Source organism: Nostoc sp. JL31 (assembly GCF_017114965.1).
Classification (GTDB): domain Bacteria; phylum Cyanobacteriota; class Cyanobacteriia; order Cyanobacteriales; family Nostocaceae; genus Nostoc; species Nostoc punctiforme_A.
Genome location: NZ_JABXKO010000098.1, coordinates 150,454 through 176,822 on the forward strand (window position 1 = coordinate 150,454; position 26,369 = coordinate 176,822).

The window sequence follows — 26,369 nt, forward strand, 5'->3', positions numbered from 1 at the left end:
AATAGAAAGAATTAGCTAAGAACAATTGAATGCATGACAAATCGTGAAGAATTGATCCAGGAACTCGAACAAGCTCCTGATGATATAGTTCAGTCAGTATTGGATTTTGTTCGTAGAGTAAAAGCAACACGCAAAACTCATCCCCTCGCAAAATTTGCAGGTATTTTAAGTGATGTCGAAGCCCAAGAATTAAAACGGGCGATCGCCACAGAATGTCGTCAGGTGGATGTAAATGAGTGGTGAGATTGCTCTGGATACCTCCGTGGCGGTGCGTTTTTTGAATGGGGACAATGGGATAGTTGCACGAGTACTAGCATTACCAGAGGTGGTTTTACCTACCGTCGTAGTGGGGGAGTTACTTTTTGGCGCGGAAAACTCTACTCGTCCATTCCAAAATTTACCTCGTTATCTGGAGTTTATTGAGGCTTGTGTAGTTCTACCATTAAGTCGAGAAACAGCAGCAGTCTATGCTAAAATCCCACTGGAACTGAAACGGAAGGGACGACCAATTCCAATGAATGATGTTTGGATTGCGGCACAATGTTTAGAGCAGGGCTGGATATTAGTTACAGATGATACAGACTTTGATTATGTTGATGGCTTGATGTTAGAGCGTTGGTAGTTCAATCTAGGAATTTATAGCTCAATCCCATTCAAACCCAAACTAAACGCGATCGCCCTTCATCCCCTCAACAATAAATGCGATCGCACGCACTACAAATCTCTAGCCCAGCAAACGTTTGAGTTGCTTATACACTTCATCGTCGTTACGTTTACCGACTAAAATCACCTCGACCAAATCTGCATCTATATCAAAGCGGTAAACAATACGATATTCTCCAGAATCTACCCGATAGTATCCTGGATAACCAGTTAATTCTTTATAATCTGCGGGTAAGGGGTCAACATTGAGTGACATTACTTTTTTCGCTATTTGAGCAGCTATTTTAGGTTGTAAACCTTTGAGGAAATCGAGAACCGTCTCTAAACCGTCTAATTTCGCCATACCATAAATTAATCATCAAACGCTGCTAGACGTTCTAGTTCATCTGTAAAAATCTCCGAACCAACCATTTTAGAATTAGCCACAGCCATTTGTGCTTGTTGACCTAAAATTAAATCTTCTAATTGAGCAATTTGATTCATTAATTGCTCGTAATTTTCCACTGACATAATTACGTAACTAGCTTGCGATTCGCTTGTCAGTACGACTGGTTCCGTCGCAGCTTGTTCTAAAACATCGCTGTGGAGATTTTGGATGTCTCCAAGGGGAAATTGGCGCATTTTCAAGCTTTCCTAAATGCTTATGAAAAGATTATAGCAAGTACATCATTTGCCCTTCATCCCCTCAACAATAAATGTGTAGACGAAATGTGTAGACGTGCAGCGGCTTGTCGTCAGACATCGCACTTTCCCATCAACCCAAATGCGATCGCACTTCCCCATCAACCCGATAAATACGATCACACAATTCCCAAAACCTAATAAATGCGATCGCCCCTCATCCCCTCAACAATAAATGCGATCGCACTTCTACAACATCATAAATGCGTAGCGTGGCTATTTATTATCAGGGCAAATTTCTTTTCGCAAATCGGGACGGGAAGCGAGGTATTCTTTTAAATGCTTGCAACCTCGCGCTAGTGAACTATCTAAACTTTGAACCCAACGCATCTGCACAAAATAATCATCTACCTGAATGGCAATTAACTTATTATCCGGGCTGAATACTACACCCGTACCTTGATATTCAGCAAACTGCTGCCAAGAACCATCTTTTACCTCAGTCCATAGACGCACAATTCCATCTAGTGAATTAGTGGCAATAGTCTTACCATCAGAGCTAAATACTCCATCGGCTTCTTTATTATGCTTGAGAGTGGTAATTTCTTGTCCTTCCAGATTCCATAATTTGACGTTTTATCAGATGAAGCAGTAACAATAATCTTACCGTCAGGACTAAATGATATATCGTTGACCCAACTATCATGTGTGAGAGTAGCAATTAACCCACCTTGCAGATTCCATAATTTGGCAGTATTACTGATCATTGAAACCGTGGCAATAGTCTTACCATCGGGACTAAATAATACATTGGTAAAACGACCATGTTGGAGAGTGATAATTTCTTCACCTTTAAGGTTCCACAACTTCACAGATCCGCTAATATCTGAAGAACTATAACCTGAAGCAGTAGCAACCGTCTGACCATCAGGCTAAATACTGCTTTATCAAGATGCTTGTTTTTGAAAGTCGCAATTTCTTGTCCTTTTAGATTCCACAACTTTGCATTCTCATAAGAAGTAGTTAAAACAGACTTGCCATCAGGCTTAAATATTACTTTACTAACTCCATCATCATGTTTGAGAGTAGCAATTAACTGACCTTGGAGGTTCCACAACTTAACTGTTTTATCACTTGAAGTAGTAGTAGCAATAGTTTTACCATCAGGACTAAATACTGCATGGTTGACTACACCATCATGTTTGAGAGTGACAATTTCGCCTTTTTGAAGGTTCCACAGCTTTGCAGTACTATCGGATGAAGTAGTAGCAACAGTTTTTTCGTCAGGGCTAAATACTATATTGTTAATCTGAGCGTTATGCTTGAGGGTAGGAATTTTCAAACCTTCGAGGCTCCACAGCTTTGCAGTACCATCGGATAAAGCAATAGCAACATTTTTCCCGTCAGGACTAAATACTATATTTTGTACTAATGAGTCATGTTGAAGAGTAGCTATCTCCCCTCCTTGTACTAATGAAACCCTGATACAACACCCTTTTCAGTCTCAGGATGTTTTCAAAAATCAAATCGGAGTCCTAATCTAACTCTTGTGTTTTGTGATTATTGATACAAAAGTTGTAAAGAAGTCTTTCCAGTAATTCTGCCAAATTGCCAAATAAGTTGCCTCTGCTCTGCATTTTTGTCTCATTTTCAGGTAGTATGGCATTGGCACAGTTACACAAAAAATCTGAGCTTTAGTATCTACTCAAAATTAGGTCTAATAGCTTTAGCAATAGTAATTTTGACTTTAGATAAAAATTTACCCTTTCTAAATAAAGACCTTCTCAGACAAGGGCAATTATTAAGGAATTAATATATATGATTATTACGTTGATTATAGCTTGGATAATCTTCATAATATTATGGAAATTGTTAAAAACAACTGTGAGTACTGCATTAACTCTTGCGGCAATCCTTGTTTTATTAAATATTAGTTTTGGCATAACTCCACAAGATATTTGGCATTACGTAACCCAGTTTGCTCAAAATCTGTCGCATATCCAAATTGGAAAGTAAAAATCTATACTTCACTTTTGCTAATGAAAGGTGAAGTATAAAATATGAAATGACAACCTTTCTTGGTCAATTGTTATTTAATGCTGAAATCTTGGCTAAGGCATCCTTAAAACTCGGCGGCAACTGACGCATAATCTTGCCTCTGTCGCGATCTAAAGCCACTAATGTCACCTTAGCCGTGACGTATAATTCTTGTCCATCAGTTGAGACAATGGCATAATCCCAATTGATGCGGACACCTGTCACCTCAGCCATACGCGTTTTTACCATCACTGCCATACCCAATTGAATTGAACGGTGATAGCGCACCGACAGTTCTACAACTGGTAAATCGCAACCTATAGCGACTAAATCAGCAAATTCAATCCCTATAGATCGCAAACATTCAATCCGCGCTTCTTCCATCCAAGCTATATAGGAACCGTGCCAGACAAGACCGGCATAGTCTGTGTGGTGGGGTTGCACTCTGACAGGATATTCAAACCAATTCCCAAACTCGTGACTGGATGGATTGTCAAGGGCGCTGGTTGGTGGCAATTTTGGTTGGCTAGGTTCTTCTTCTGACATCTTCAAATTTCTCACTACCTATAAATTTTCCAAATTATTGAATAGCATAAAAATTAATTGCATTGCCGGACTTATTGATTTAATATTTACCTTCCGAGCATAGGGAGTGTTTTGTTATGCAGCCTAATCTCCGGCATGTGAGTGTTGTTACTTTATCTCTACTTAGCTTACTAGGTTTTGGGATGGCATACCCAGACAATAACCAGGTAAACACAAATGCAAGGTTGAGGTACGAATCTGGAGAAAAAGCTCAAGCTTTACCCAAGAATAATCAACTCTCAGAAATTGCAAGGCTTAACGAAGAAGCTATCAAAGAATCTCGGCAAGGTCAATCGAAAGAAGCGTTGCAGAAATTACAGCAAGCATTAGCCATCAGCAGAGACCTTGGAGAGCGCTCTTGGGAAGCGGTAACATTCAACAATATCGGCAGAATCTACCAAAGTCAAAAAAAGTATTCTGAAGCACTTCAATCCTATCAACAAGCTTTATTAATTAACAAAGAACTAGGGGATCTGGTTCGACTAGGCAAAACTTACAGTAACATAGGTTACTTATTCGATATCCAAAACAAGCCAGAGTTAGCAATTTTTTTCTACAAGCATTGTTTGATTAATCGTGAGAAAGCTCGCTTGAATCCATCAGCATTGAGTGCGCTGCAACCAGATGCTTACAGCATAACTGTTAGCCAGACATATCGCATTTTGGGTGAACGATTGCTCAAACAGGAACGTGTTGCTGAGGCACAAAGGACAATAGATTTACTCAAAGTTGAAGAACTAGAGGAATATCTCCAGAATGTGCCAGGTAATCAACGTACTGTTAAAGGTATTAATATAGCGGCAACAGAAAAACCAATAAAACAAAAGTTGGATCAAAGTGTGGATAATGCTGTTGTGCTGGGTAAAGAACTGACAACACTACGGAAAATTTCTCCCAAAGAGCGATCGCTCGAACAGAAACAACGCATCGAGCAATTAGTCTTAAATCAACAGCAACTTCTAGATGGATTTAACGAATTTATCAATAGTCCTTCAGTGAAAGCACAGGTAGAGCAAATTAGCCGTACAGCTAGGCGGCAAAATTTGGATTTGGAGAGTCTCAACGAACTTCGAGATAATTTGGCGCGATTACCGCAAAAATCGGCATTGCTCTACCCACTGATTTTAAAAGATAGTTTGGAATTGGTATTGGTAACTCCTGAATCCCCACCAATCCATCGCACTGTTGCTGTAAAACGCGAAAATCTCCATCAAACAATTGATGCTTTCCGCCAAGCTTTAATCAATCCCAGTCGAAATATCAAAGCACCTGCACGCCAATTGTATGACTGGCTAATTAAACCGATAGAGAAAGACTTGAAGCTATCAGATACGCAAACTCTGATTTACGCTCCAGACGATCGGTTACGCTACATTCCGTTAACTGCTTTATATGATGGCAAACAATGGCTAGTGCAACGCTTCAATGTGAATCACATTACATCGGCTAGTCTGACTAACTTAAACACCCCAAAACAATCTACTTTGCGGGTTTTAGCGGGTGCTTTTACTAAAGGTAATTATCAAATCAAAATTGGTAATCGACAGGTTGCTTTTGCTGGCTTACCCTTTGCAACGCGGGAGGTGGAAAGTCTAGCAGCTGCGGTTCCTGAAACTACGAAGCTTTTAGACGATGCCTTTACCCCTAGAGTCGCTGTACCCCAAATGGATGATTATACAATTGTCCATTTAGCGACTCATGCAGCCTTTGTGGTCGGAAAACCAGAAGATTCGTTTATTTTATTCGGGAATGGCGATCGCGTTAATTTTAGAAATGTCGCCACTTGGTCACTCCCAAATGTCGATTTGGTAGTGTTGAGCGCCTGTGAAACCGGCTTGGGAGGCAAGTTAGGTAACGGTGAGGAAATTTTGGGCTTTGGCTATCAGATGCAACAAACCGGCGCTAGAGCTGCGATCGCTTCTTTGTGGTCTGTAGATGATGGTGGTACGCAAGCACTCATGAGTGCTTTTTATGGTATTCTCTCTACTGATAAGTTGACTAAAACTGAAGCTTTACGCCAATCTCAAGTCTCATTAATTACTGGAAACTGGAAGGAAATAAGTCACAATGCACCCGCAGCCGCAGTTAATGACTTTAGTCATCCGTACTACTGGGCACCATTTATTTTAATTGGTAATGGACTTTAGGTGTATTGCATCTGACACTATAATTGCTGCTACTGCCCAGATTCACCATTTGAAACTTAGTAATGCGCAATAACGGTGATTTTGACCGCAGCGGTAAGCTGAAAATCCTGCTTATGAGATTTTGGCAGATACAAAAAGTGTGCGATGGGCCAGCCTTAGCCAATCACTTAATGGTAATGGATAAATAGGTAGGAGCGATCGCTAACTAAGCCACTATTACTGATTAACAGTTACCGATAATCAAGTTCTAATTTGCTATCGACCTCTGAAACCTTAATACTTCTTGGCAAGAGTTTTAGAGCCTGTATCACTTTGCATAGATTGCTTGACAAGATCGGCCAATTCATCTAGCTGGCTAATTGCCTCCGCACCCTCTAGCTTCATTAATTCGCGGTCATCCCGCATTTCCGTCCAAGTAATGCCGTAATCGGACACTAAAAATCGAATCAGATGATTATCACCCAAGCTAACCATAAATGATGCACTATTCATTTGGTCGCCACAGGTATAGCAGGATGCAGGATACCCACGCCGCTCTAATACAATTGCCAAAGCTTGCAGGTTCATTACTAAGTCTTGGACGAATTGTCGATGTTGATGTGCTAGTCTCAGAAACACTTTTGTCCTCCAGACACCACAGTAATTTGAGTTTCTTTTATATTTTCTTTAGATTTTCTCATCCATTGGTATTGTAAACTATTCATTACAATTACCGGACGGATGATATTGAGTCGTTAATTGACTACCTTGTTTAGGGTAGTGGATCGAGGTTTTGAGAGCCGTATCAAACTATTCAGTTTGCAAATTCAAAATTTCGGACAGAATTGCTAAATTTAACTATATCTTTATACACTTCTGTCAGAGTAGATTCCTACAGTAAGCGATCCGCTTTAAGAGTAACTTAAATTTAGCACTAGTCAACTACAGAAAAGCTACATATTTGGTTTTTATTGGCTATGTGCAGTCAAATACACTGTCATTAGAGGGCATAATGTAGTTTTGCATCGTTATAGTGCCTCTTGCTTAGATGTTTAATCTGTTCTCTTTCTAACGTAGATTTTGGTATAGACAAATGATTAGTTATACCAAATTCGTTCCTCCTATATATGTAAAGTTAAAAAGATGACAGTGCAAATTATAGATTAAGTAGTTGCGAGATAATAAATGCAATAATTTATACAAACCTCACGTAATTAGTAGGCAAATATGAGTATAGAATCCACAATCGGAAAACTTAACACTGACAATACCTAAACTCAGCAGCGCAATGTTGCCATTTAGGCAATATCTCCAGGTATTTTGGGATTATTTTCAAAAAGTTCTACGAACCAAAGCGCGATAATTTAGAAGGATTATTATCTTAGTTTGGTTTTGCCGAATTTAATGCGTATATAATATATTTCGATTATCTATCCAAAGATAGGAATTATTTTTTATTAATAATTCAGCTAACTAATTAGTAATTAGTCATAACCCTCTCTATGAGAGGCTGCGCCTAGCCTGCTTATAGCGGTAGGCAAACTCGCTACTGTTGCGCTAACTTACATAATTCCTAATTATTAGCAAAATACTTGCGCATCATTATCTTTTTTAGTGGTCTTGAATTAGTTGGAGTCTAGATATCCAACTAATTCAATTATGAATTAAGAATTAATAGACTACTTGCCACCAACCGAAAGCTGGGCCGATAAAACGGATTGTTGCCCATCCTACAACCATAAGACCAATGCCTATCCAAGCACCACGAGTAGTCCAAGTGACAAATTGTTCACCTTGAGTTTTTGTGATCGGAACCCAAGACAATATCCGAGTCTCTTGACCGTATGTTTCTCCTAGTGTGGTTTTACGACGTTTTGCTTCACCCATAATCAGCAACTCAAATTCTACTTAGGTTCTAAATTTATCTTGCCAGAAATCATGCCTACAGAGAGGCGATCGCGCTCGTATCACCTTCCATAAGCTGATAATAATGCTTACTTTTAGGCGATCGCGCTTTGGTTGACAAAATTTAAATTGGGCATTGGGGAGCCACTGCGGTGAGGCAGCCCCCGTCTTCTCCCAAGGGGAGACGCGAAGCGCGATGGCGGTTTCCGTCGTTAGTGCTAGCGGTAGCGAGGAACGAGCGTCTGGGGGACTGCCGAACCCGAAGGGTCTTGGGGTCTCCCCAAGTGCAGCAAGTGGTGTCACTGGTAACTGAACTTTAGGCAGAATTTTCCTCATCTGTATTGGAAAACAGGCTGGGATCGAGATAGTTAATGCGTGCCAGAGGACTTAAGGCTGCGAGAATTTGAGCGCCGTAGCTGCGGTTAACAACACGACTATCAAGTAAAGCCACAATCCCTTGACTTTCTCGTACTGGAGCGATCGCGCGTTGTAATTCATTCAAAGCTGCTGGCAACAAGTATAAACGGAACCAATCTTGATGCGATCGCTTATAAAGAGCTACCCTACCAGCTACCAGAGGATTTTCTAAAGATGGTAGGGGCAAAGTCGCAATGATTAACAGATGGGGTGCTGGCAAGACTCGTTGATGTTCTCGCCAAAATTCCCAACCGCTAATCAAAATACCATTTTCATCTAAACAAGTTTTTTCTACTTGCACCCGCGAACCAAACTCTGAGGCTAGAATTGTCGCCACTTGAGCCTTGAGTGGTACATCCCCCACCAAGACAACAGTTAATCCTGGTGCTGTCGCACTTAGACAAACCAGTGTGCGGACTTTGTGAATAAATGCCGCTTGAAATTCTGGCGTGTTGGGTAGAGGTAACTTATAGGGTACATACAGTTGAATTGCTTCGGCTTGACTTTCCGAAGAGAACTTCAGGCAAGTTAAATCGTCCAAACCCAAGCGCTGGCGAAAAAGGGGAGCCTCAGTTTCCGGTTCGATAGCGCTGCCAATTAAAACTACTGGTTGTCGCTGCCAAATAGGTGAAAGTATTTCCCCTAATTCCATTGGGGCGTAGTGCAAAGAAAATAAACCTTGTCGATGGGCAATAGTCGCCCAGAAGAGAGGAGGAGAAGCAGGGGGCGAAAGATTTTCATCAAGGGTTTGAAATTGTTGCCAGAAATTTTTCCACTTATCTGGGAGGTTTGCTCGATCTAAAGCCAAATGCAGGCGATGCAAAATTTCTATTTCTGGCTGGGAAATTAGATAGCACTGATATGGATTAGCAGGATGCTGAAAAAGTTTGTGTGTTAGTTGTATCCGTGCTTCACGAATTGCCTCAGCTTGGTTGGGACAAGCCAGCATCAGTTGATCCCAATCATCGGGTTGAATATCTTGGCTAAGTTGATGACGCACCCAATCTTCGAGATCGTCTACCCCATCAATAATTGTGGGGATGCCTTGGGGAAAGCGTGAGCCACCAGCCAATTGTCCTTTTAACCAAGCTTCTGGGGAAGTTAAGAGTAGCCCTTGGAACTCAGCATCAGGCCAAGCATCACCTGTCCTAATCGATTTATTGGTTGGTAGCCATTGCTGTAGACGGGGAATTTCCACTCGCAGTAGAACTTGCTGCACTGTTTCTTGAGCAACAATAATTACAGGGCCATGCCACATCAGGGCTGATGCTACGAAACTAGTACGATACCGCCCTTGATAGCCACTAACTGCCCCTACTTGAATTAGGGCGCTACGTCCCAGGCGCAAGGCGCGTGCTACCAACCGTGCCATCGTCAAATGATGGGGCCAGGAAGGGAACCCCGCTTGCGATCGCAAAAAGTTATGTAGTGACAAATGAACTTCTGCCTCAATCACACGCTTTCAATTCCATACAAAGTGACTTTTACTTCCAATTGCCCCATTTCTATTATCTTGTCATTTGTCCTTTGTCCTTTGTCATTTACCATTGATCCAAAACTTATGACCAATGAGTAATGACCAGTGACCAATCACCCAATACCCTATAATTATGCCAACTTACACAGGAATATCTAGCGAAGCCTTTAGGCATCCACTAGATCGCCAAGCCGAGCAAGCTTTACGAAATTTACCGGGATTTGATTTAATCGCTCGTAAATTTGTGGAATTTATCTACGAACGCCCTCAATTAGTCTATCTAATGGGTAACACCATCCAAGTCGGGCCGCGTCAATATTCCACTATTTACCAGATGTTTCGGGAATGCGTCCGAGATTTGGACATTTACCCAGAACCAACACTGTTTGTCTCGCAAAATCCCCAAGCAAATAGCTATGCACTGGGGCAAGAGAATCCTTACATAGTCATAAATACAGGGATACTAGACTTACTAGACGAAGCCGAAATTAGGACGGTGCTAGCCCATGAACTGGGGCATATTAAATGTGGTCATACTATTTTAATTCAAATGGCCATGTGGGCGATGAGTGCTGCTTCTGCCTTGGGAGAATTGACCTTTGGCATCGGTAATATTGTCACCCAAGGCTTGATTTATGCCTTTTTTGAGTGGCGACGCAAAGCCGAGTTATCGTCAGATCGCGCTGCACTACTAGTAATGGATGACTTGAATCCTGTGATGTCAACCATGATGAAACTCTCTGGCGGTAGTAACAAATATGCCAATGAATGTAGTTTACAAGAGTTTATCAAGCAGTCAGAAAATTATCAGGCACTGGATGAGGATGGACTGAATCAAATATATAAGTTTTTAATCTACAATGGCGGTCAGGGTATGATGTTGAGTCATCCTTTCCCTGTTGAACGCTTGCATTACTTACGGTCGTGGGCAGTATCCGAAGAATACCAGCAAATTCGCCGAGGAAATTATCAGCGATCGCCTGCTTCTGGATCGGTAAATGTTGCAGCAGAATCTTCCGCAAATGAAACAGAAATTTTACGCCGTCAAATTGAAGAATTACAACGAGAAATCGACAGAATGAAAAGGTCTGAGTAGTTTTGAGTACTAAATAAAGATTAGTAGGGTGGAATAGTGCCTACTAAATCGTTGGATTTAGATCCCCGACTTCTTGAAGAAGTCGGGGATCTGCGTTAACGTACATCTCTCTATGGGAAATTAAAATATTTAGGGAAGAACCAGATAATTATTCCAGTTCCCAATACACAAATAATTCCCGCCAAGCCAGCCAGGGGTTTTTTATTTTTACCTGTGAACCAGTCAGAGACAATACCAGTGTAAGTAATTAGTTCTGCTGTATCTATGGTAGCGATCGCCCATACCCATCCCGCGTGCAATCCCCAAGCTAAACCCAAATTACCGCTAGAGGCAAAGCGTGCTAACACCAGCACCATTCCCATCAGCCATAATCCAGGAAGTTGGGGTGCAGTTTCACGTTGCTCCCAAACCAAGTGTAACAAGGCAAAAATCAAGCTAGAAATTGCTGCTGCTACCCAAACGGGGTAATCCTGCGCTAATTCTGTGAACAGGAAACCGCGAAAAACTAACTCTTCTATCCCACCGACTAACAACGCTATCAAGAAAATTGGTAGCAATATGGGTAGTAGTAACTTAAAATTCGACTTTTCAAAAGAACACCAACCTAACCAGAATTGCCCACTAAATACAATAGCTAGACTCAGCACTCCCAAACTAAAACCTAGTGCTAAAAAACCAAGAGTTGAAAAATTGCCTACAAAGCCGTAATCTAAAAAAGATTTATTAGTCAACCAAACAACTCCCCAGAGGAGCGGAGGAGCTAATAGGTAAAGTGACACCAATAACGGCATTTTTTGCTCTGGCTGTAAAGGTTTAGGAGGTTGCCAATTAAGCAATATTGCTGATACTGTTGCTACTGGCAACCAGCAAACTATCCAGCAGACAAAAAATGCCGTCACTATAACTAATGGCGGTGCATTTTCTATAAACGCCAGTAAGGCGTTGAGTGAAGACTCAAAGAAAGTTATCAAAATAAACAAAAAAAACACGATAGACTTCTTGCATTATAGATTTCTTGCTGATTAATCAAGACTCTACTAAATTTGGTGAATTCTGCAAGGGGCCTAATCGTATTTTTTAGCTGGCTACCAATTTGCTGTCGGGGTAAGGACAAGTTATCATCACCTGAAACTTATCCCTACCATCAGCAAATTTACTCTTCGTCTTCCAAATCTTCGTCTGATTCGTCAGAATCTATATCTTGTGAAGTTAGTTTTTTATCGCTTTCACCTAGTTGAATCAGGTGAATATGTTTGTATCCCAGCCTAATTTCAAACTCATCTCCAGCCTTCAAGCCCATTGCTTTGGTATATGTAGCACCAATTACAATTTGACCATTTTGATGGACACTAACCCGATATGTCGGTTCACGACCACGACCATCTTTAGGTGCTTCTGGACTTAGAGGAATTCCTCTAGCAGATAGCAAAGCGTCATAAAAATCGGTGAGATTGACACGAACCTGGTTATTCTTAGTAACAGTGTAATAGCCGCACTGTTTAGCTCTTTCTCGGCGTGGTAATGTGGAAAGTTCTTTTACTTTAGCAAGTAGTGCTTTTCCAGTTAATGGCGCGGTTGCAGTTTCAGTCATTATGCTCAAATTTTCCTTACTCTCTCCAAACTGATAAACGATGTAGTCTCATGCCAGCATTTAATTTTTTAGCATTTGCATAGAGCTACTGAAGACCCTAGTGTAACGGGTGAATTCCTGCCGATAGGAGCCAAAAGCACTTCTATTATATGGTTGTCCACAACCAACTAGAGGCCATAGTTGCCACAGACATTAATTTTGGTGATGTTACGGCACTTTTAACCATTATTCGCCATCAGAAAGAAAACTATTTTCTCCTTTGGCGCTACTGTAGCGGTGTAACTTTCAGCCACCTTTACAAATGGGGTTAGGTTCTACTGCAAATAAGTCGTAGACCAAAAAAATTGCAGGTTTTTCACTTTCAGTGCTTGCCTTTCTTGTCAATGAGCAAGTAGAGTTTTCTCCACTCGTCCTCTCAAGCTTAGGACAGCATAGTATTTCAATAGAGTCCTACGGGCATACACCCTTTTGTCCTACCAGTAGAGACATGAATTTTCTTGTCTCTACATTACGAATCAACAAAGCAGTAGTAACCGCGCTGATACGGCTATTGATTCTGGTTTTGCTACTTCGTAATTTTATATTAAATACTAGCATGGACTAATAATAGCAAAATAGTTGTTTAATTTTGAATTAAAGTTGCTGGTAAATTTTTATTTAAATTCCTGGACTTGAAAGTTGAAAAAAGCAATGACGATTTTCTTAACCCTTTCTTGCAAGCGTGAGCATTGCTATCTGGCTTTTATAAAAATTTATATAATTGAGACGAGCAGTTTTGACCAATGAGTTCAATCCCATATTTTCTTGATTGACAGCAAGCCAAAAAGCGAAAAGTCTCGCACCTCCGGGTTTCGCGGCGATCTAACTTTTCTTTGAAAGTGGTAGGGATTTTTCCTCGGTTTATTATCTTCAGGTCAAAAGCAGTCAGAGGATTTTGCACGTCTGTCTATGGGAAGAACAAATCTCTTAACATCTGCCTAGTGCTTGATTGCCACTACTATATATTAAACATAGGCTTTCACACTTCTATATAATCAAAAAATTCCGCCTTCGCTACCACTTGATGAAATTTTACTGTCAGGACTGCTTGACTAAAGTTGACATTAAGACGTGTTGCTAACTTCAGATACATTTCATTTGGATACGATCGCTAGGTCAAAGATCAACTTAAGTTACTTTTTCAGCAAACTCTCTTTCCTTTACATTCCCAAACAGGTAAATTTAATGCAAAGCTGCGATTACATTTTTGGCGTTTTAACTCAGAATTTGACAAAAATCTTGCCTACAAGGCTACTACAAGTAAAATTTTAATGGTTATCCTTAAACTAGAATCAGTAGCCCTTGAATCGTCAGCCTATTAACACCAGGGGTTGAATTAGGGGCGAAAAAGTATAACTCACTTTTCGCAACTACCTGCTTTGATTCGCTTTGATTCATGATTTTTGAGGCTGGTGAAGTAATTTTAAAATTTTGGTAGTTATGGAAGTTATTTTTAAGATCATTCGACAGCAACAAAATTCCTCCCCTGTTGTGCAAACCTACCTTGTGGAAGCCGAACCAGGTAATACAATCTTGGATTGCCTCAATCAGATTAAGTGGGAGCAAGATGGAACTTTGGCATTTCGCAAAAATTGCCGCAACACCATTTGTGGTAGCTGTGCTATGCGAATTAATGGGCGTTCGGCTTTAGCTTGTAAAGAAAATGTTGGGAGTGAACTTGCCAGATTACAACAAATACCATCATCCCCAAGTAAAGTAAATGCTATTGGTGAAATCACGATCGCGCCTCTCGGCAATATGCCCGTGATTAAAGATTTAGTTGTAGATATGAGCAGCTTTTGGAATAATCTAGAGGCAGTCGCCCCTTATGTGAGTACGGCAGCACGACAAGTACCAGAAAGAGAGTTTTTGCAAACACCACAAGAGCGATCGCGCCTCGATCAAACTGGTAACTGTATTATGTGCGGTGCTTGTTACTCTGAATGCAACGCTCGTGAAGTTAATCCAGACTTTGTAGGTCCCCATGCCCTTGCCAAAGCTTACCGAATGGTCGCAGACTCCCGCGATAGCGATACCGAAAATCGTTTAGCAAGCTACAACGAAGGTACTAAAGGCGTATGGGGTTGCACCCGTTGTTTGTACTGCGATTCTGTTTGTCCAATGGAAGTTGCGCCATTAGAACAAATCACCAAAGTTAAACAAGAAATTCTCACCCAGAAACAAGCTAGCGATAGTCGCTCAATTCGCCACCGGAAAGTATTGGTAGATTTAGTTAAAGAAGGTGGTTGGATTGATGAACGTCAATTTGGTGTACAAGTAGTCGGTAATTATTTTCGGGATTTAAAAGGATTACTCAGTCTTGCACCCCTCGGTTTGCGGATGATCCTCCGAGGTAAGTTTCCCCTATCATTTGAAGCTTCTGAGGGGACGGAACAAGTGCGATCGCTCATTGAATCTGTGCAACAAGTAGAAAACAAAAGTTAGAGGTGAGGAGTTAGGAGTGAGGAATTTTAACTCCTAACTCCTAACTTCTAACTATAGTTCAACGCGGTTCTTGAGGTATATTCAACGGTCGTCCATAACGGTCATATACTAAAATATCCCACTGACCATTATTACTAGACTCAAAAGCGATTCTGCTACCATCAGCGCTAATTGTAGGGTTACGAACTTCGGCTTGCAGGTTATTGGTCAAATTCCGCGATTGGCGTGTTTCTCTGTCGTAGAGAAAAATAGCCGATCGCCCCTGACGGCTAGCCGCAAATACAATATAACGACCATCTTGTGAAACGCTAGGATGATTTGCGATCGCATCAAAGGAATTTAAACCTGGCAAATCAACCAAATCACGATTTACCGTATCAAACATATAAACATCTTGGCTACCGCGTCGGTCAGTAATAAAAACAATGTATCTCCCAGAAATTTGGGGGTTTAATTCCGACGCTAAACTATTGAGACTCCGACCCCCTGGATCAAAGGGATAACTCAAAAGGCGAGGGTAGCCAAAACACCCAGTCAATAAACTTAAACAGAAAAATACAGGTATAAAAAAAACACGTTTCATATAATTAGTCATTAGTAATTAGTCAATAGTCTCACAACTCCTAACTCCTAACTCCTAACTTTCTTCCCTACGGAGGTGAACCTACGGTTGCACCGTTGGGAATATCTAACTCAATATTTGGCCCCCGGTCTAGGACTTCAATATCCCACTGACCACGAGTGGCGGTTTCAAATACAACATAACGTCCATCTGGACTTATATTTGGTTTTCTGACCCAGCCGCGATAAATTGGTGTGACAATTTGCGACTGTTGCGTAGCGCGATCGTAAAGCGCTACTACTGGTCTACCTTGATCGCTAGTAAGATAAGAAATATAACGCCCTGTGTAGCTCAAACTTGGACTTTCGGCAATTGTCTCTTGTCGGTTTATCCCCGGAGTGCCAATAAACAGTTGCCTCTCCAAATCGTACACTAGTAGCTGCTGATTACCATTGCGATTAGATACAAACGCTAAAAAGCGCCCATTTCCACTCAAAGCAGGTTGCTCCTCGGTGTAGCGACTGTTAAGAGAAGTAGGCCCTATGGGAATATCGTTAGCACCACAAGATACAAGCAAACTTGTTAAACCAAAAACCAGGCTCCAATGAATTGGTCTTTGGAGCCAAAATGTCGGCGTAAATTTTTCCACCTCAACTGTTTTCCGTCGCCTCTAAACTTACTTGCACGCCAACTGTTTTAAACATCGTCATCAAAATCGGTCAAATTATCTGGTCCCTCATTTGGTTTTTCCATCGGGCTGTATGGCACATAATCAGTTGGGATCGCATCATCATCTTCGCGCGGTCTTCGAGGAGTTGAGTCAGTGGGTGGACGACGCCTTCTTGGTCTGGAAGAAACATCATCTTCACGACTTTCGGGACGCCCAGACCCGTTATTACTACGACGAGAAGGTTTTCTGACTTCCCCACCCGAACTTTCCCAATCATCAACTTGCCTAGATGAAGAACCCCAATTTTCATCTTCAGAGCTTTCAGAAGGGCGATTCACGGGACGACCAGAAGTCCGCCGACGCGTTCTATCAGATGGAGCCTGTCTTTCACTACTGCTGCTGTTGCGGCGTTCTGTGCGACGGGGTGGTTGTTCCTCGTAGTAGTCATCACGAGTGGAAATCTCATCTCTGCTACCCTGAATCCGGCGACGCGAGGGTCGTTCTTCCTCGTCTTCATAAGGCAGTGGATCTAAGTCTGCCTCCATCTCAGCCCCATACCTCTTGCGGTTGCGGTTCATTGAATAATTTCCGCTTACCTCCCGCTCATCGTCCACAATCGGAGTATTACGCTTTGCTTGCTGGGTAGCTATACTCCGCAGACGAATACTTTCGACTGCAAAAAACACAGTTGTGCCAACTAAAAGCAGTTGACCAAATTGTAAAATCGGGTCAAGCCGCCATCCTTGAAAGACAAGAATGAAGCCGCAAAGCAAGCCGACTGCCGCAAAAAAGATATCTTGATCTCGTGACAATTCTGGGCGCACAGTGCGGAGAAAATACAGTGCTGCCCCAGCCACAGCCAGGAAAATTCCTAGAATACTGGCTGAGTTTGCCCCAAAATTAACCTGAGCCAGAAAACTGGCTGAGTTCAGCCCAAAATTTATCATTGCTGTTTTCCCAATATCAAATCTATGTTAGCGAGTCACAATTAAAATCACTACTCTAATTAGTCACGATATATTGAAGCTTCAAAGCCTCTGGCAAAGAAGCTCTGAAGCTATTCACCGAAAAGTAAAAACACCTATGTCTGTCATCTACAACTGCCACCAGCCGCACAAAATGCCGCTTTTAGTGCAATTAAGTAGATAGCTGACAGACAATCGATTATGAGAGTTAAATTAACTCTCATAAGCATTATGAACGCTGTATTTTATCTTTTTGGCTAATGAAAATTAGACCAACTGTAACGGGTATTACAACAATTGCTGTACCCCATAGCAGACTCCAAAGAAAATTTGCTAAAGAAGGCGTCATACTTCTCAACCTTTTTTTACACAGTTCATCCTAATTTTAATAGTGTATTACTTTCTTGAGAAGCCTCTAACTCTGAACTGCCAAACTTGGTAACTGCTTTCACCAATTATTGAGTTAATCGCGCGGGCAAATTCGCTTTTCTATTTCAGATGGAAGTGACAGCATTTGGTTAAAATAATGATCGGAGTGCTTTACAAAGCTTAAAATTTTTAGCGATGTCTACGACGGACTGCGCCTAAGTTTTTTCTCTCTTTACAGATAGATAGTACCTGAAACCGATGACTGGTGTTAACCTGACTGCTTGGATTCTTGGCCCTATGTTAGGGGTCATGACATTTTTATTTATATTTCGTATCATTCTCACTTGGTATCCGCAAGTGGATCTGAATCGTTTGCCCTTTAATTTAATAGCTTGGCCCACTGAGCCATTTTTAATCCCGTTGCGAAAGCTGGTGCAACCTATAGGTGGGGTAGACATTACACCTATTATTTGGGTTGGTATATTCAGCCTGCTACGAGAAATCCTACTAGGTCAACAAGGATTGCTGACTATGCTATCTCGTGTTAATTAGGTTACAGGTTACAGGTTATAATCCTGTCCCCTGTAACCTATAACCTTTTTCCTTCCCTACTCTCCTACCCGTTCATTTCCTGCACAAAATTTGTATAGACATTACCCTGCAAAAACTGTGGAGTTTCCATAATTTTTTGATGAAACCCAATAGTAGTAGGTAGTCCAGTGATGGCACATTCCCGCAGCGCGCGTTTCATCCGGTTAATAGCAGTGGGTCGGTCTGGTGCCCAAACAATTAACTTACCAATCAAAGAATCGTAGTAGGGCGGGATTTGGTAATCTGTGTAAACGTGGGAATCAATCCGCACACCAGGCCCTCCGGGGGGCAGGTAGCTACTGATCCGTCCAGGAGAAGGGCGAAAGTCATGATCGGGATCTTCGGCATTGATTCGGCATTCGATCGCATGACCTCGTAATACTACTTGGTCTTGGGTCAGCTTGAGTCTTTCACCTTGGGCAATGCGGATTTGTTCTACAACTAAGTCAATCCCAGTAATCATTTCTGTCACAGGATGTTCTACTTGAATCCGGGTATTCATTTCCATAAAGTAGAATTTACCGGATCTATCCAAGAGAAACTCAATAGTACCAGCCCCACTGTAGTTAATGAATTGGGCCGCTTTGACAGCAGCTTGTCCCATTTTCTCACGTAGGTCTTGGTCGAGAGCCGGACTAGGAGCTTCTTCTAACAGCTTTTGATTTCGGCGCTGAATTGAGCAATCCCGTTCACCCAAGTGGATGACATTACCGTAGTTATCTGCCAAAATTTGAAATTCGATGTGGCGGGGACGTTCAATAAATTTTTCTATGTAAACGCCAGAATTCCCAAAAGCTGCTCCTGCTTCACCTTGGGCTGCGAGAAAAAGTTTAACAAATTCGTCTTCAGAACGAACTAGGCGCATACCCCGTCCACCGCCACCGGCTGTAGCTTTGATCATCACTGGATAGCCGATATCCTTGGCGAATCCTAATCCTTCTTGCTCGGATTCTACCAATCCCTCACTACCTGGTACCGTCGGTACTCCAGCTTTTTGCATGGTTTCTTTGGCAGTGGATTTATCGCCCATCCGTCTCATAGCTTCTGGAGTTGGGCCAATAAAAGCAATATGATGGTCGGCACAGATTTCCGCAAACCGGGCATTTTCTGCCAAAAAACCATAGCCTGGATGAATGGCAGTCGCATTGCGCGTCAGTGCAGCAGCAATAATATTGGGAATATTCAAATAACTTTTACTGCTAGCAGGTTCGCCAATGCAAACTGCTTCATCAGCAAGTTGGACGTGCAGAGCATTACGGTCAACGGTGGAGTGAACCGCAACTGTGGCAATTCCCATTTCTTCACAGGCGCGGAGAATGCGAAGGGCGATTTCTCCCCGATTGGCAATTAATATTTTGTCAAACTTCATTTTTTAGTTTCGATATCATTACCAGTAGATTGACATTTTCTCTGATCCAACTTGAAACAACGCTTCCGCATTATTTCAAATTATCACAGGAGATTCGCCACCCTGATCCTAAGCAAACTTGCATATTGCAGGCTTGCTGCCTCTACGGGTCTTACTACACTAACAACATTGCTGCTGTAAGTCTTGGCTAGACTAACAAGCTGGGCTTTTGCGACGCCGATAGCGATCGCGTAGCGTCATAGCCCGTCGTAGACATCGCCTACAGCAGACGGATACGCGATCGCATCCCGCCGAACACAGTAGCTATACCCTTTTCAATATCCCTTGTACAGCTGCTAAATTTCTGTCAGTCTGATACCGCCTTGAGAAAATTTATATTTTTGAGCAACTGAATTTAGATATCACCTTACTATAATTATTTTCTTATGCTATAGTCTATTCTTAGAGAAACCATGCGGATGTGGCGGAATTGGTATACGCGCACGCTTGAGGTGCGTGTGGCTTTGCCTTGCGAGTTCGAGTCTCGCCATCCGCATTTTTGCTTGTTTAAGCATAGGGTCAATAGTCACAGGTCAAAAAACCTTAGACTATTGACCCTTAAATATTTAAGTTTGTAGTGAAGACTTTAGTCCTTTTCGGAACCACTCAGTGCTTATTACATATTAAGCATTGCCTTGTCAAAGTACTAGTTTTTTATGCTTTTATAGAAATAGGTGAAGTTTTGTAAAAAGCATTGACTATTTCTTTTCCGCCGACAAACAACTTAACACTGCCACCAGCTTGGCATCGCCTCACTCCGATTTGGCAAGGAGGGGAGGAAATAATTCAACAAAGTTTACCTCACACTCAGCTAGCACCTGCATGGCAGCTAATGCTTTTGGGTGACGGCTCTCCAACACGTCACTTAGAATTGCTCACAGGTGAGGCTGTAGAAGTAGATGTTATTGATATGTCATTGATTGGCATCGACTTGGATGCTGCTCCTGAATTAATCCAAGCTGTCCCAGAACCGCGATTACGACGACAAGTATGGCTGCGTACCGCTTCTGGTCAAAGATTAGCCTATGCTACTTCGTGGTGGGAAGCCAGTCATGTCGATGAGTATTTGCAAAACCGTTCATTACCAATTTGGGCAAGTTTAGCTCGTCTTCGCACAGAATTGTATCGGGATGTTCGAGGAATTTATTACGGTGACTCATTGGCACTAGAGTCCGGTTTTGGTGTAACTGGGCCTTTTTGGGGTCGCCACTACTTGTTTTGGCATCATGGACAGCCACTAACATTAATTTATGAAGTTTTTTCACCTTATTTAACCAAATATTTGGGGCCTATGCAGTTGAGTGCTGTTAATGGTGAGGCATAGTATTATTTAAAAGTTTTTCATCTTTTACAGTGCGCCCCAGAAAATGGGAATTTTGCATTAATGACTTTGAAGATGAGTAATCTATGTAAATTCCCGGACACTGAATTGATATTGCTTAGATCAAGTCAATACCACAGATGGAGGCTCTATAACAAGAAGGTGGTCTGCGTTACAGATTACTTGCAGCTTTTTCAAGTTAGTTATATCCTCAAAGTGCTTGAAATGAAGGATGTTAACTTTCGGAGACTTTCCGAAAAAGATAGCCCTTTGAAGGAAGTGTTCTGCGAAATTCAACAAAGCGTGTTAAAAAAGGTAACTAACCACTAAAACACCGCTTTGAAACAGTAGAGAAGGTTGATTACGGAAATATTATCAATGTCTATGGTGGAGAAATTTATGAAATTAACTACCTTAGATCGCAAGAAACTTTTTGGTTGACTTAACCAATTCAGCAAGTAATGAGTTTGGAAATATGAGGTATAGGTTTCAATGGCACCGCCTCTTGTGTCTGTTCCGATGAAGAAAAATAAAAAACCGTCTCTGGTACTGACGCTCTCGGCTGCGGGGTTATTGATTGGTGTGGGGAGTGTAGCTTACTGGTTTTTAGCCCAGAGACAAATATCTTCTAGCGATTTGCTAGTAGGTGCAAATATTATTCCTGGTGATGCCCTGTTTGCGGTTTCTTTAACAACAGATCCCCAGCAGTGGCAGAAATTGCGGCAGTTTGGGACAAAAGAAACCCAAGCAGAACTGGACAAAAATTTAGTCCAGTTACGCGATCGCTTTCTGACTAATAATGGTTACGACTTCCAGAAAGATATCGCTCCTTGGGTAGGCGATGACGTGACGATCGCAATTCTTGCCCCAGTAACAGGGAATAAACCTGCACCCAAACCAGTTACCACCAATGAAGATGCTGCTAGCGATCAGCAGTCTATGGTAATGGTATTGCCAGTAAAAAATCCAGAAATCGCCAAAAGCATTTTGGCACAACCCAAAACTCTTAAACAAGGCAAATGGATTGACCGTACTTATCAAGGGGTCGCCATCAAACAAAGTGAGGGACAAACGGGGCAAAACTTCTCAGCTGCATTACTAAATGGGCGTTTTTTAGTCATAACTGATAGTCCCAAAGCCACAGAACGAGCGATCGATGCTTATAACAATAAAACATCGCTAGCTACAACAGGGGGCTTTGCTGAGAATTTCCCAAAAATTGCCAATTACCAACCCTTTGGACAGTTTTATGTAAATGTACCAACAGCAGCGAAAATAGCCGCGGCTTCTCCAAACCGCCCTTTACCGGCTCAAGTTTTGGCTCAACTGCAAAATAACCAAGGTTTAGCAGGGACAATGACCTTAGAGTCAGAAGGAATCCGCTTTAAGGGCGTTTCTTGGTTAAATCCTAATAGTCAACGTGTACTGGTCGTGGAAAACAAAGCTGGGAAAATGCAAAGCCGCATACCAGCGGAAACCTTAATGATGCTTACTGGCGGTAACTTACAGAGGTTGTGGAGAGACTATGTTTTAACATCTCAAGGAAATCCTTTATCACCGATCGCACCAGAACAGATTAGAGGTGGGATAAAATCCCTTACCGATCTTGATTTAGATAAGGATTTGCTTAGTTGGATGAAAGGGGAGTTTTTGTTATCAGTGATTCCTGCTACTCCAAAAGAAGGTTCACCAAATGATTTTCGTGCGGGTTTGCTGTTCATGGTACAGACAAGCGATGCCTACGGCGGGCAAAGCCTACGCAAATCAGCTGAAGCATCCATCAGTAAGCTGGATGAAGTGATGAAAAATCAATACCAGTTCCAAGTGCAACCAGGGAAAGTCGCAGGTCAATCCGTTGTTAACTGGGTATCACCTTATGGTACGTTAACTGCTACCCATGGTTGGTTAGATGGAGATGTCGCTTTCTTGGTAGTGGGCGCTCCCATCACCGATAAAATTGTTCCCAAACCTAACTACACTCTAGCTGGCACTCTTCCCTTCCAACAAACAGTTCCTACAGAACCCAATCCGACGAATGGTCAATTTTTCCTGGATGTAGAACGAACTGTGAAAAACTTCCCTTTACCAACTCTAATTCCCAATCAACAAACTTTGCTAGATGCAACGCGCTCAATTGGGATGACATCTGCTGTCAGCGACAATCGCAGTAACCGTTACGATATTTTTATCGAACTCAAAAAAGTTACTAACGCGACTACATTACCTAGTCCAGAAGGGAGTAAGAGTAACTCTGTTAGATAGGGAGTGGGGAGCAGGGAAGCAGGGGAGCAGGGGGGACAAGGGGACAAGGTGACTAAAGTAGAACTTGCAGCAAGTCTTTCCCTTCCCCTAGTCTCCAATTCTCCTTGTACTCTTCTCAATCCCCAATGCCCCATTCCCGATTCCCCTCTAAACATATAGGATCAAAACAGTCAGAATCGATATTTTAAATCATCCACGGAGAGAAGACTTTATGAATTTGGTTGTACTCCAGAACTGGCTGGACAATGCGTCCTTTGCCATATTATTCCTGACAATGCTGGTGTATTGGGGTGGAGCGGCTTTTCCGAATCTGCCTTATCTAGCCGCTTTGGGGACAGCTGGAATGGCGATCGCAAATTTGTCCATTGCTACTCTATTAGGGGCACGATGGATCGAAGCTGGTTACTTTCCCTTAAGTAATCTCTATGAATCCCTGTTTTTCTTAACTTGGGGAATTACCGCCGTCCATCTAATTGCTGAAAATAGTAGCCGTAGCCGCTTGGTAGGAGTTGCAACAGCTCCGGTGGCAATGGCTATTACTGCTTTTGCTACTATGACACTACCATCCCAAATGCAAGCGTCAGAACCCCTAGTACCTGCCTTGAAGTCAAATTGGCTGATGATGCATGTCAGCGTTATGATGTTGAGTTATTCTGCTTTGATGGTGGGTTCATTATTAGCGATCGCTTTTTTAATAGTCACTCGCGGCCAAAATATTCAACTACAAGGCAGTTCTGTTGGTACCGGTGGCTATCGCAGCAACGGCTACCGCTTGCACAAAGCATCTGAACTAATTTCTCAACCACCAGCTCCTGCTGTCGAAAATAACGGCTTTGCCCGTTTTGAAACTAGTAGCAACGGCAACGGGAACACTGCTGTTTTGAATTTAGTAACTACCCCTGAATCTCCAGCCGTAGCATCTGCTGAACCTCTTTCACCCCAACGCCTTAGCCTTGCCGAAACCCTCGACAACATCAGCTATCGCATCATCGGACTAGGATTTCCCCTGCTGACAATTGGCATTATTGCCGGTGGCGTTTGGGCTAACGAAGCCTGGGGTTCCTACTGGAGTTGGGACCCGAAAGAAACTTGGGCATTAATCACCTGGTTAGTTTTCGCCGCCTACCTTCACGCCAGAATTACTCGCGGTTGGCAAGGGCGTCGTCCCGCAATTTTAGCCGCCACCGGCTTGCTTGTCGTTTGGGTTTGCTATCTCGGTGTAAATCTTTTGGGTAAAGGTTTGCATTCTTACGGTTGGTTTTTCTAAGAACCGTTTAAATAAAACTACCCCACCCGCGCTGCCGCGCACCCTCCCCTTGGTAACTACGGTGTATACAGAAGTCAAATTACCCCCCTTAATCCCCCCTTAGAAAGCTACCGTGTATACACAAGTCCTATCTGCAAGGGTTTCAAGCTTTCTAGACCCAATAAATTGTCATTACGAGCGCAGCGATAGCGGAGCGAAGTAATCAATCGCATAATCTTGTAGTTAAAGCGATTGCTTGTCTGCGACACGCACTCGCGTTTGCAATGACAGGCTTCCAAAGCGCTCCAACAGCTTAGAGCTAGACGACGAAACAAGTGTGAGGTGTAATTTTCAGACTTGTGTATACACCGTATCCTTTATAAGGGGGGTAATTGGACTTGTGTGTACACCGTAGCCTTAGAAAGGGGGGAAACCGGAAAATCTAGTTCCATCCCCAATACATACGGGGAGGGTTAGGGTGAGGTAAAACCTTGATTTATCAGCTATTTCAGACTTGTGTGTACACAGTATCCCTTAGTAAGGGCAGGGTTTGGGAGAGGTAACGCGAGAATTCTAAGCTAATTTACCAGACATCAAATTATTACTAAATTTTTATTTTACCAGCACTAAATCTATAATAAAATGATGATTTTATTTCGGATGAACTGTTATATCTCTGAAAATATAGATTTATTGACAGGAGATTTTTATGGAAGATGGATTCGAGATACTAAACCATGATGAAGTTGTGTCTATAGAACCAGACACTTTTAATAAGTTAAATATTGCCAAAACTTTTAAAGTCCGTGATTTGATTACAGCAATTAAGGAATATGTTGGAGCAGAAGAAACAGACGAAGTAAATTTATATACCCAAGGATTAAAATGTGAAGTTTTACAATTTAGTACTTTGGGATGGAAAAAAGGAAAAGTTAGACTTGCTTTAGAATTTTGTCCTGATGAATCTGAGTCCCCACTTGATGAAATTTTTCAAAAACTCAAACAAGTGGAAAATTAATATCCAATGAGCAAAACATCCCTGGCTTCGTAAAAGTTGTCGGGGATCTAATACTCTCTATGTTTGCAAATAAAATTAGGATGTGCTGAATTGCTATCAAAATTCATTAATAAAATAAAGATGTACTAATAACTGAGAAACGGTAAACCTATCATGCTAAATTACGATCCATTGGCTTGTTTACCCTCATCTGAGGAACTACCAGACTCTGACGATACGCCAGTGGATAATGAATTACAAGATTTAATTCCCGGTTTACTCAAAGCAATACTCGCAATGGCATGGCCAGAAAGAATGGATTGGTTTTTTGGTATAGATATGGGGATTTATTATGACCCAGATTTACCGCCAATCGTGCCAGATGGATTTTTGAGTTTGGGGGTAGAGCGATTTTATGATGAAAACCTCCGTCCCAGTTATGTGCTTTGGGAAGAGAAAAAACTACCCATATTAGTGCTGGAGGTGGTATCTCAGACATATCGCGGTGAGTACTCAACTAAGAAGGCAGAGTATGCAAGATTGGGGATTTTGTATTATGTAGTTTACAATCCATTTCGTCGCCGTAAGCCACGTTTAGAAGTTTACAAATTAGTTAATAATGTTTATGAATTTCAAGATGGGAATCCTGTTTGGCTGCCAGAGATTAGTTTAGGAATTGGCATAGAACGAGGAACGTATTTAGGCATTCCGCGCGAGTGGATGTATTGGTATAACCAGCAAGGACAACGGTTTTTAACACCAGAAGAAGACAAAACACTTGCTCAACAAGAAGCTCAACAAGCAAAACAAGAAGCTCAACAAGCCCAACGACGCACTGAATTATTAGCAGAACGGTTGCGATCGCTCGGCATAGATCCTGATTCTCTCACCTAAATTGCTATGAACCTATCCCACTAATACCGAAATATGGTAATCTACTTCTCGTATGAGAGGGGTGTATCTGTGTATGGCTGGG

General features: G+C 42.0%; 30 protein-coding genes and 1 tRNA gene. 14 read left to right on the forward strand and 17 right to left on the reverse strand.

What is annotated here, in order from left to right:
• The first annotated feature begins 33 nt into the window (after positions 1-33).
• Together HWQ43_RS24350 and HWQ43_RS24355 are read left to right on the forward strand one after the other, a co-directional pair.
• The gene (locus HWQ43_RS24350; protein WP_221708583.1) at positions 34-243 is read left to right on the forward strand and encodes a DUF2281 domain-containing protein; all 210 of its coding nucleotides are present in this window, start codon (positions 34-36) and stop codon (positions 241-243) included.
• Positions 233-622, forward strand: coding sequence for a type II toxin-antitoxin system VapC family toxin (locus HWQ43_RS24355; RefSeq protein WP_292738538.1), 390 nt, complete (start codon positions 233-235; stop codon positions 620-622). The genes HWQ43_RS24350 and HWQ43_RS24355 overlap by 11 nt, the downstream gene beginning before the upstream one ends.
• A gap of 102 nt (positions 623-724) precedes the next feature.
• Here the strand turns inward: HWQ43_RS24355 and HWQ43_RS24360 are convergent, their stop codons facing one another.
• From HWQ43_RS24360 to HWQ43_RS24380, 5 genes are all read right to left on the reverse strand, one after another.
• Entirely contained in the window at positions 725-1,006 is a 282-nt protein-coding gene (locus tag HWQ43_RS24360) for a type II toxin-antitoxin system RelE/ParE family toxin (protein ID WP_179048669.1), read from the reverse strand.
• Positions 1,007-1,014: 8 nt separating this feature from the next.
• Complete coding sequence (locus tag HWQ43_RS24365) at positions 1,015-1,284, reverse strand: type II toxin-antitoxin system prevent-host-death family antitoxin (protein WP_292738539.1); 270 nt, start codon at positions 1,282-1,284, stop codon at positions 1,015-1,017.
• Between the two features lie 276 nt (positions 1,285-1,560).
• Complete coding sequence (locus HWQ43_RS24370; protein WP_366932899.1) at positions 1,561-1,902, reverse strand: hypothetical protein; 342 nt, start codon at positions 1,900-1,902, stop codon at positions 1,561-1,563.
• Positions 1,809-2,156: a hypothetical protein gene (locus HWQ43_RS24375; RefSeq protein ID WP_292738541.1), complete on the reverse strand. Its 348-nt coding sequence runs from the start codon at positions 2,154-2,156 to the stop codon at positions 1,809-1,811. The genes HWQ43_RS24370 and HWQ43_RS24375 overlap by 94 nt, the downstream gene beginning before the upstream one ends.
• Positions 2,153-2,770 carry a hypothetical protein gene (locus tag HWQ43_RS24380; RefSeq protein WP_366932900.1) on the reverse strand — a complete coding sequence of 206 codons (618 nt, stop codon included), beginning with the start codon at positions 2,768-2,770 and terminating at the stop codon, positions 2,153-2,155. Before HWQ43_RS24380 ends, HWQ43_RS24375 begins: the two co-directional genes overlap by 4 nt.
• Before the next feature lie 332 nt (positions 2,771-3,102).
• Here HWQ43_RS24380 and HWQ43_RS24385 point away from each other — a divergent pair, with 332 nt between their 5' ends.
• On the forward strand, positions 3,103-3,300 hold the full coding sequence (locus HWQ43_RS24385; protein ID WP_292738542.1) for a hypothetical protein: 198 nt from the start codon (positions 3,103-3,105) through the stop codon (positions 3,298-3,300).
• 66 nt (positions 3,301-3,366) lie between these two features.
• Here HWQ43_RS24385 and HWQ43_RS24390 read toward each other — a convergent pair whose 3' ends face one another.
• Positions 3,367-3,867, reverse strand: a complete 501-nt coding sequence (locus tag HWQ43_RS24390; protein ID WP_292738543.1) for a thioesterase family protein — start codon at positions 3,865-3,867, stop codon at positions 3,367-3,369.
• Positions 3,868-3,983: 116 nt separating this feature from the next.
• On the opposite strand from HWQ43_RS24390, the gene HWQ43_RS24395 reads away from it, so the two are divergent.
• Positions 3,984-6,053: a CHAT domain-containing protein gene (locus HWQ43_RS24395; RefSeq protein WP_292738544.1), complete on the forward strand. Its 2,070-nt coding sequence runs from the start codon at positions 3,984-3,986 to the stop codon at positions 6,051-6,053.
• A gap of 273 nt (positions 6,054-6,326) precedes the next feature.
• Here HWQ43_RS24395 and HWQ43_RS24400 read toward each other — a convergent pair whose 3' ends face one another.
• From HWQ43_RS24400 to HWQ43_RS24415, 4 genes are all read right to left on the reverse strand, one after another.
• Positions 6,327-6,671 carry a DUF1815 family protein gene (locus HWQ43_RS24400; RefSeq protein WP_094350113.1) on the reverse strand — a complete coding sequence of 115 codons (345 nt, stop codon included), beginning with the start codon at positions 6,669-6,671 and terminating at the stop codon, positions 6,327-6,329.
• Positions 6,672-7,703: 1,032 nt separating this feature from the next.
• Positions 7,704-7,919, reverse strand: coding sequence for a DUF2839 domain-containing protein (locus HWQ43_RS24405; protein ID WP_099101660.1), 216 nt, complete (start codon positions 7,917-7,919; stop codon positions 7,704-7,706).
• A 21-nt stretch (positions 7,920-7,940) separates the two neighbouring features.
• Positions 7,941-8,273: a hypothetical protein gene (locus HWQ43_RS24410; RefSeq protein WP_292738545.1), complete on the reverse strand. Its 333-nt coding sequence runs from the start codon at positions 8,271-8,273 to the stop codon at positions 7,941-7,943.
• Positions 8,254-9,810, reverse strand: a complete 1,557-nt coding sequence (locus HWQ43_RS24415) for an ATP-dependent DNA helicase (protein WP_292738546.1) — start codon at positions 9,808-9,810, stop codon at positions 8,254-8,256. Before HWQ43_RS24415 ends, HWQ43_RS24410 begins: the two co-directional genes overlap by 20 nt.
• A 154-nt stretch (positions 9,811-9,964) precedes the next feature.
• Between HWQ43_RS24415 and HWQ43_RS24420 the strand changes: the two genes are divergently transcribed.
• Entirely contained in the window at positions 9,965-10,927 is a 963-nt protein-coding gene (locus HWQ43_RS24420) for a M48 family metallopeptidase (RefSeq protein ID WP_292738547.1), read from the forward strand.
• A gap of 110 nt (positions 10,928-11,037) precedes the next feature.
• Here the strand turns inward: HWQ43_RS24420 and HWQ43_RS24425 are convergent, their stop codons facing one another.
• Both HWQ43_RS24425 and HWQ43_RS24430 read right to left on the reverse strand, forming a co-directional pair.
• Entirely contained in the window at positions 11,038-11,916 is an 879-nt protein-coding gene (locus tag HWQ43_RS24425) for a type II CAAX endopeptidase family protein (protein ID WP_292738548.1), read from the reverse strand.
• Between the two features lie 164 nt (positions 11,917-12,080).
• A complete protein-coding gene (locus HWQ43_RS24430; protein WP_094350106.1) occupies positions 12,081-12,518 on the reverse strand; it encodes an AbrB family transcriptional regulator in 438 nt (145 codons plus the stop codon).
• A 149-nt stretch (positions 12,519-12,667) separates the two neighbouring features.
• Between HWQ43_RS24430 and HWQ43_RS24435 the strand changes: the two genes are divergently transcribed.
• Together HWQ43_RS24435 and HWQ43_RS24440 are read left to right on the forward strand one after the other, a co-directional pair.
• The gene (locus HWQ43_RS24435; RefSeq protein WP_292738549.1) at positions 12,668-12,829 is read left to right on the forward strand and encodes a hypothetical protein; all 162 of its coding nucleotides are present in this window, start codon (positions 12,668-12,670) and stop codon (positions 12,827-12,829) included.
• A 1,168-nt stretch (positions 12,830-13,997) separates the two neighbouring features.
• Complete coding sequence (locus HWQ43_RS24440; RefSeq protein ID WP_292738550.1) at positions 13,998-15,002, forward strand: succinate dehydrogenase/fumarate reductase iron-sulfur subunit; 1,005 nt, start codon at positions 13,998-14,000, stop codon at positions 15,000-15,002.
• Positions 15,003-15,060: 58 nt separating this feature from the next.
• Here the strand turns inward: HWQ43_RS24440 and HWQ43_RS24445 are convergent, their stop codons facing one another.
• The 4 genes from HWQ43_RS24445 to HWQ43_RS24460 form a co-directional block, all read right to left on the reverse strand.
• Positions 15,061-15,585 carry a Tol biopolymer transporter periplasmic protein gene (locus tag HWQ43_RS24445; RefSeq protein WP_292738551.1) on the reverse strand — a complete coding sequence of 175 codons (525 nt, stop codon included), beginning with the start codon at positions 15,583-15,585 and terminating at the stop codon, positions 15,061-15,063.
• 67 nt (positions 15,586-15,652) lie between these two features.
• Positions 15,653-16,213 carry a hypothetical protein gene (locus HWQ43_RS24450; protein ID WP_292738552.1) on the reverse strand — a complete coding sequence of 187 codons (561 nt, stop codon included), beginning with the start codon at positions 16,211-16,213 and terminating at the stop codon, positions 15,653-15,655.
• 47 nt (positions 16,214-16,260) lie between these two features.
• On the reverse strand, positions 16,261-17,181 hold the full coding sequence (locus HWQ43_RS24455) for a Ycf66 family protein (RefSeq protein WP_292738553.1): 921 nt from the start codon (positions 17,179-17,181) through the stop codon (positions 16,261-16,263).
• 247 nt (positions 17,182-17,428) lie between these two features.
• Entirely contained in the window at positions 17,429-17,548 is a 120-nt protein-coding gene (locus tag HWQ43_RS24460) for a photosystem II reaction center X protein (RefSeq protein WP_012412183.1), read from the reverse strand.
• Positions 17,549-17,826: 278 nt separating this feature from the next.
• Between HWQ43_RS24460 and HWQ43_RS24465 the strand changes: the two genes are divergently transcribed.
• On the forward strand, positions 17,827-18,120 hold the full coding sequence (locus HWQ43_RS24465) for a YggT family protein (RefSeq protein ID WP_292738554.1): 294 nt from the start codon (positions 17,827-17,829) through the stop codon (positions 18,118-18,120).
• A gap of 64 nt (positions 18,121-18,184) precedes the next feature.
• Here HWQ43_RS24465 and accC read toward each other — a convergent pair whose 3' ends face one another.
• Positions 18,185-19,528, reverse strand: a complete 1,344-nt coding sequence (gene accC / locus HWQ43_RS24470) for an acetyl-CoA carboxylase biotin carboxylase subunit (RefSeq protein ID WP_292738555.1) — start codon at positions 19,526-19,528, stop codon at positions 18,185-18,187.
• A gap of 454 nt (positions 19,529-19,982) precedes the next feature.
• On the opposite strand from accC, the gene HWQ43_RS24475 reads away from it, so the two are divergent.
• From HWQ43_RS24475 to HWQ43_RS24500, 6 genes are all read left to right on the forward strand, one after another.
• Positions 19,983-20,063, forward strand: a tRNA-Leu gene (locus tag HWQ43_RS24475).
• Between the two features lie 198 nt (positions 20,064-20,261).
• Positions 20,262-20,891 (forward strand): chorismate lyase, encoded by a 630-nt coding sequence (locus HWQ43_RS24480; RefSeq protein ID WP_292738556.1) that lies wholly within the window; start codon positions 20,262-20,264, stop codon positions 20,889-20,891.
• A 489-nt stretch (positions 20,892-21,380) separates the two neighbouring features.
• On the forward strand, positions 21,381-23,150 hold the full coding sequence (locus tag HWQ43_RS24485; protein ID WP_292738557.1) for a DUF3352 domain-containing protein: 1,770 nt from the start codon (positions 21,381-21,383) through the stop codon (positions 23,148-23,150).
• Between the two features lie 211 nt (positions 23,151-23,361).
• Positions 23,362-24,417, forward strand: coding sequence for a c-type cytochrome biogenesis protein CcsB (gene ccsB / locus HWQ43_RS24490; RefSeq protein ID WP_292738558.1), 1,056 nt, complete (start codon positions 23,362-23,364; stop codon positions 24,415-24,417).
• Positions 24,418-25,105: 688 nt separating this feature from the next.
• A complete protein-coding gene (locus tag HWQ43_RS24495) occupies positions 25,106-25,414 on the forward strand; it encodes a KGK domain-containing protein (protein ID WP_099100818.1) in 309 nt (102 codons plus the stop codon).
• A 153-nt stretch (positions 25,415-25,567) separates the two neighbouring features.
• Positions 25,568-26,287 (forward strand): Uma2 family endonuclease, encoded by a 720-nt coding sequence (locus tag HWQ43_RS24500; protein WP_292738559.1) that lies wholly within the window; start codon positions 25,568-25,570, stop codon positions 26,285-26,287.
• The last annotated feature ends 82 nt before the right edge of the window (positions 26,288-26,369 follow it).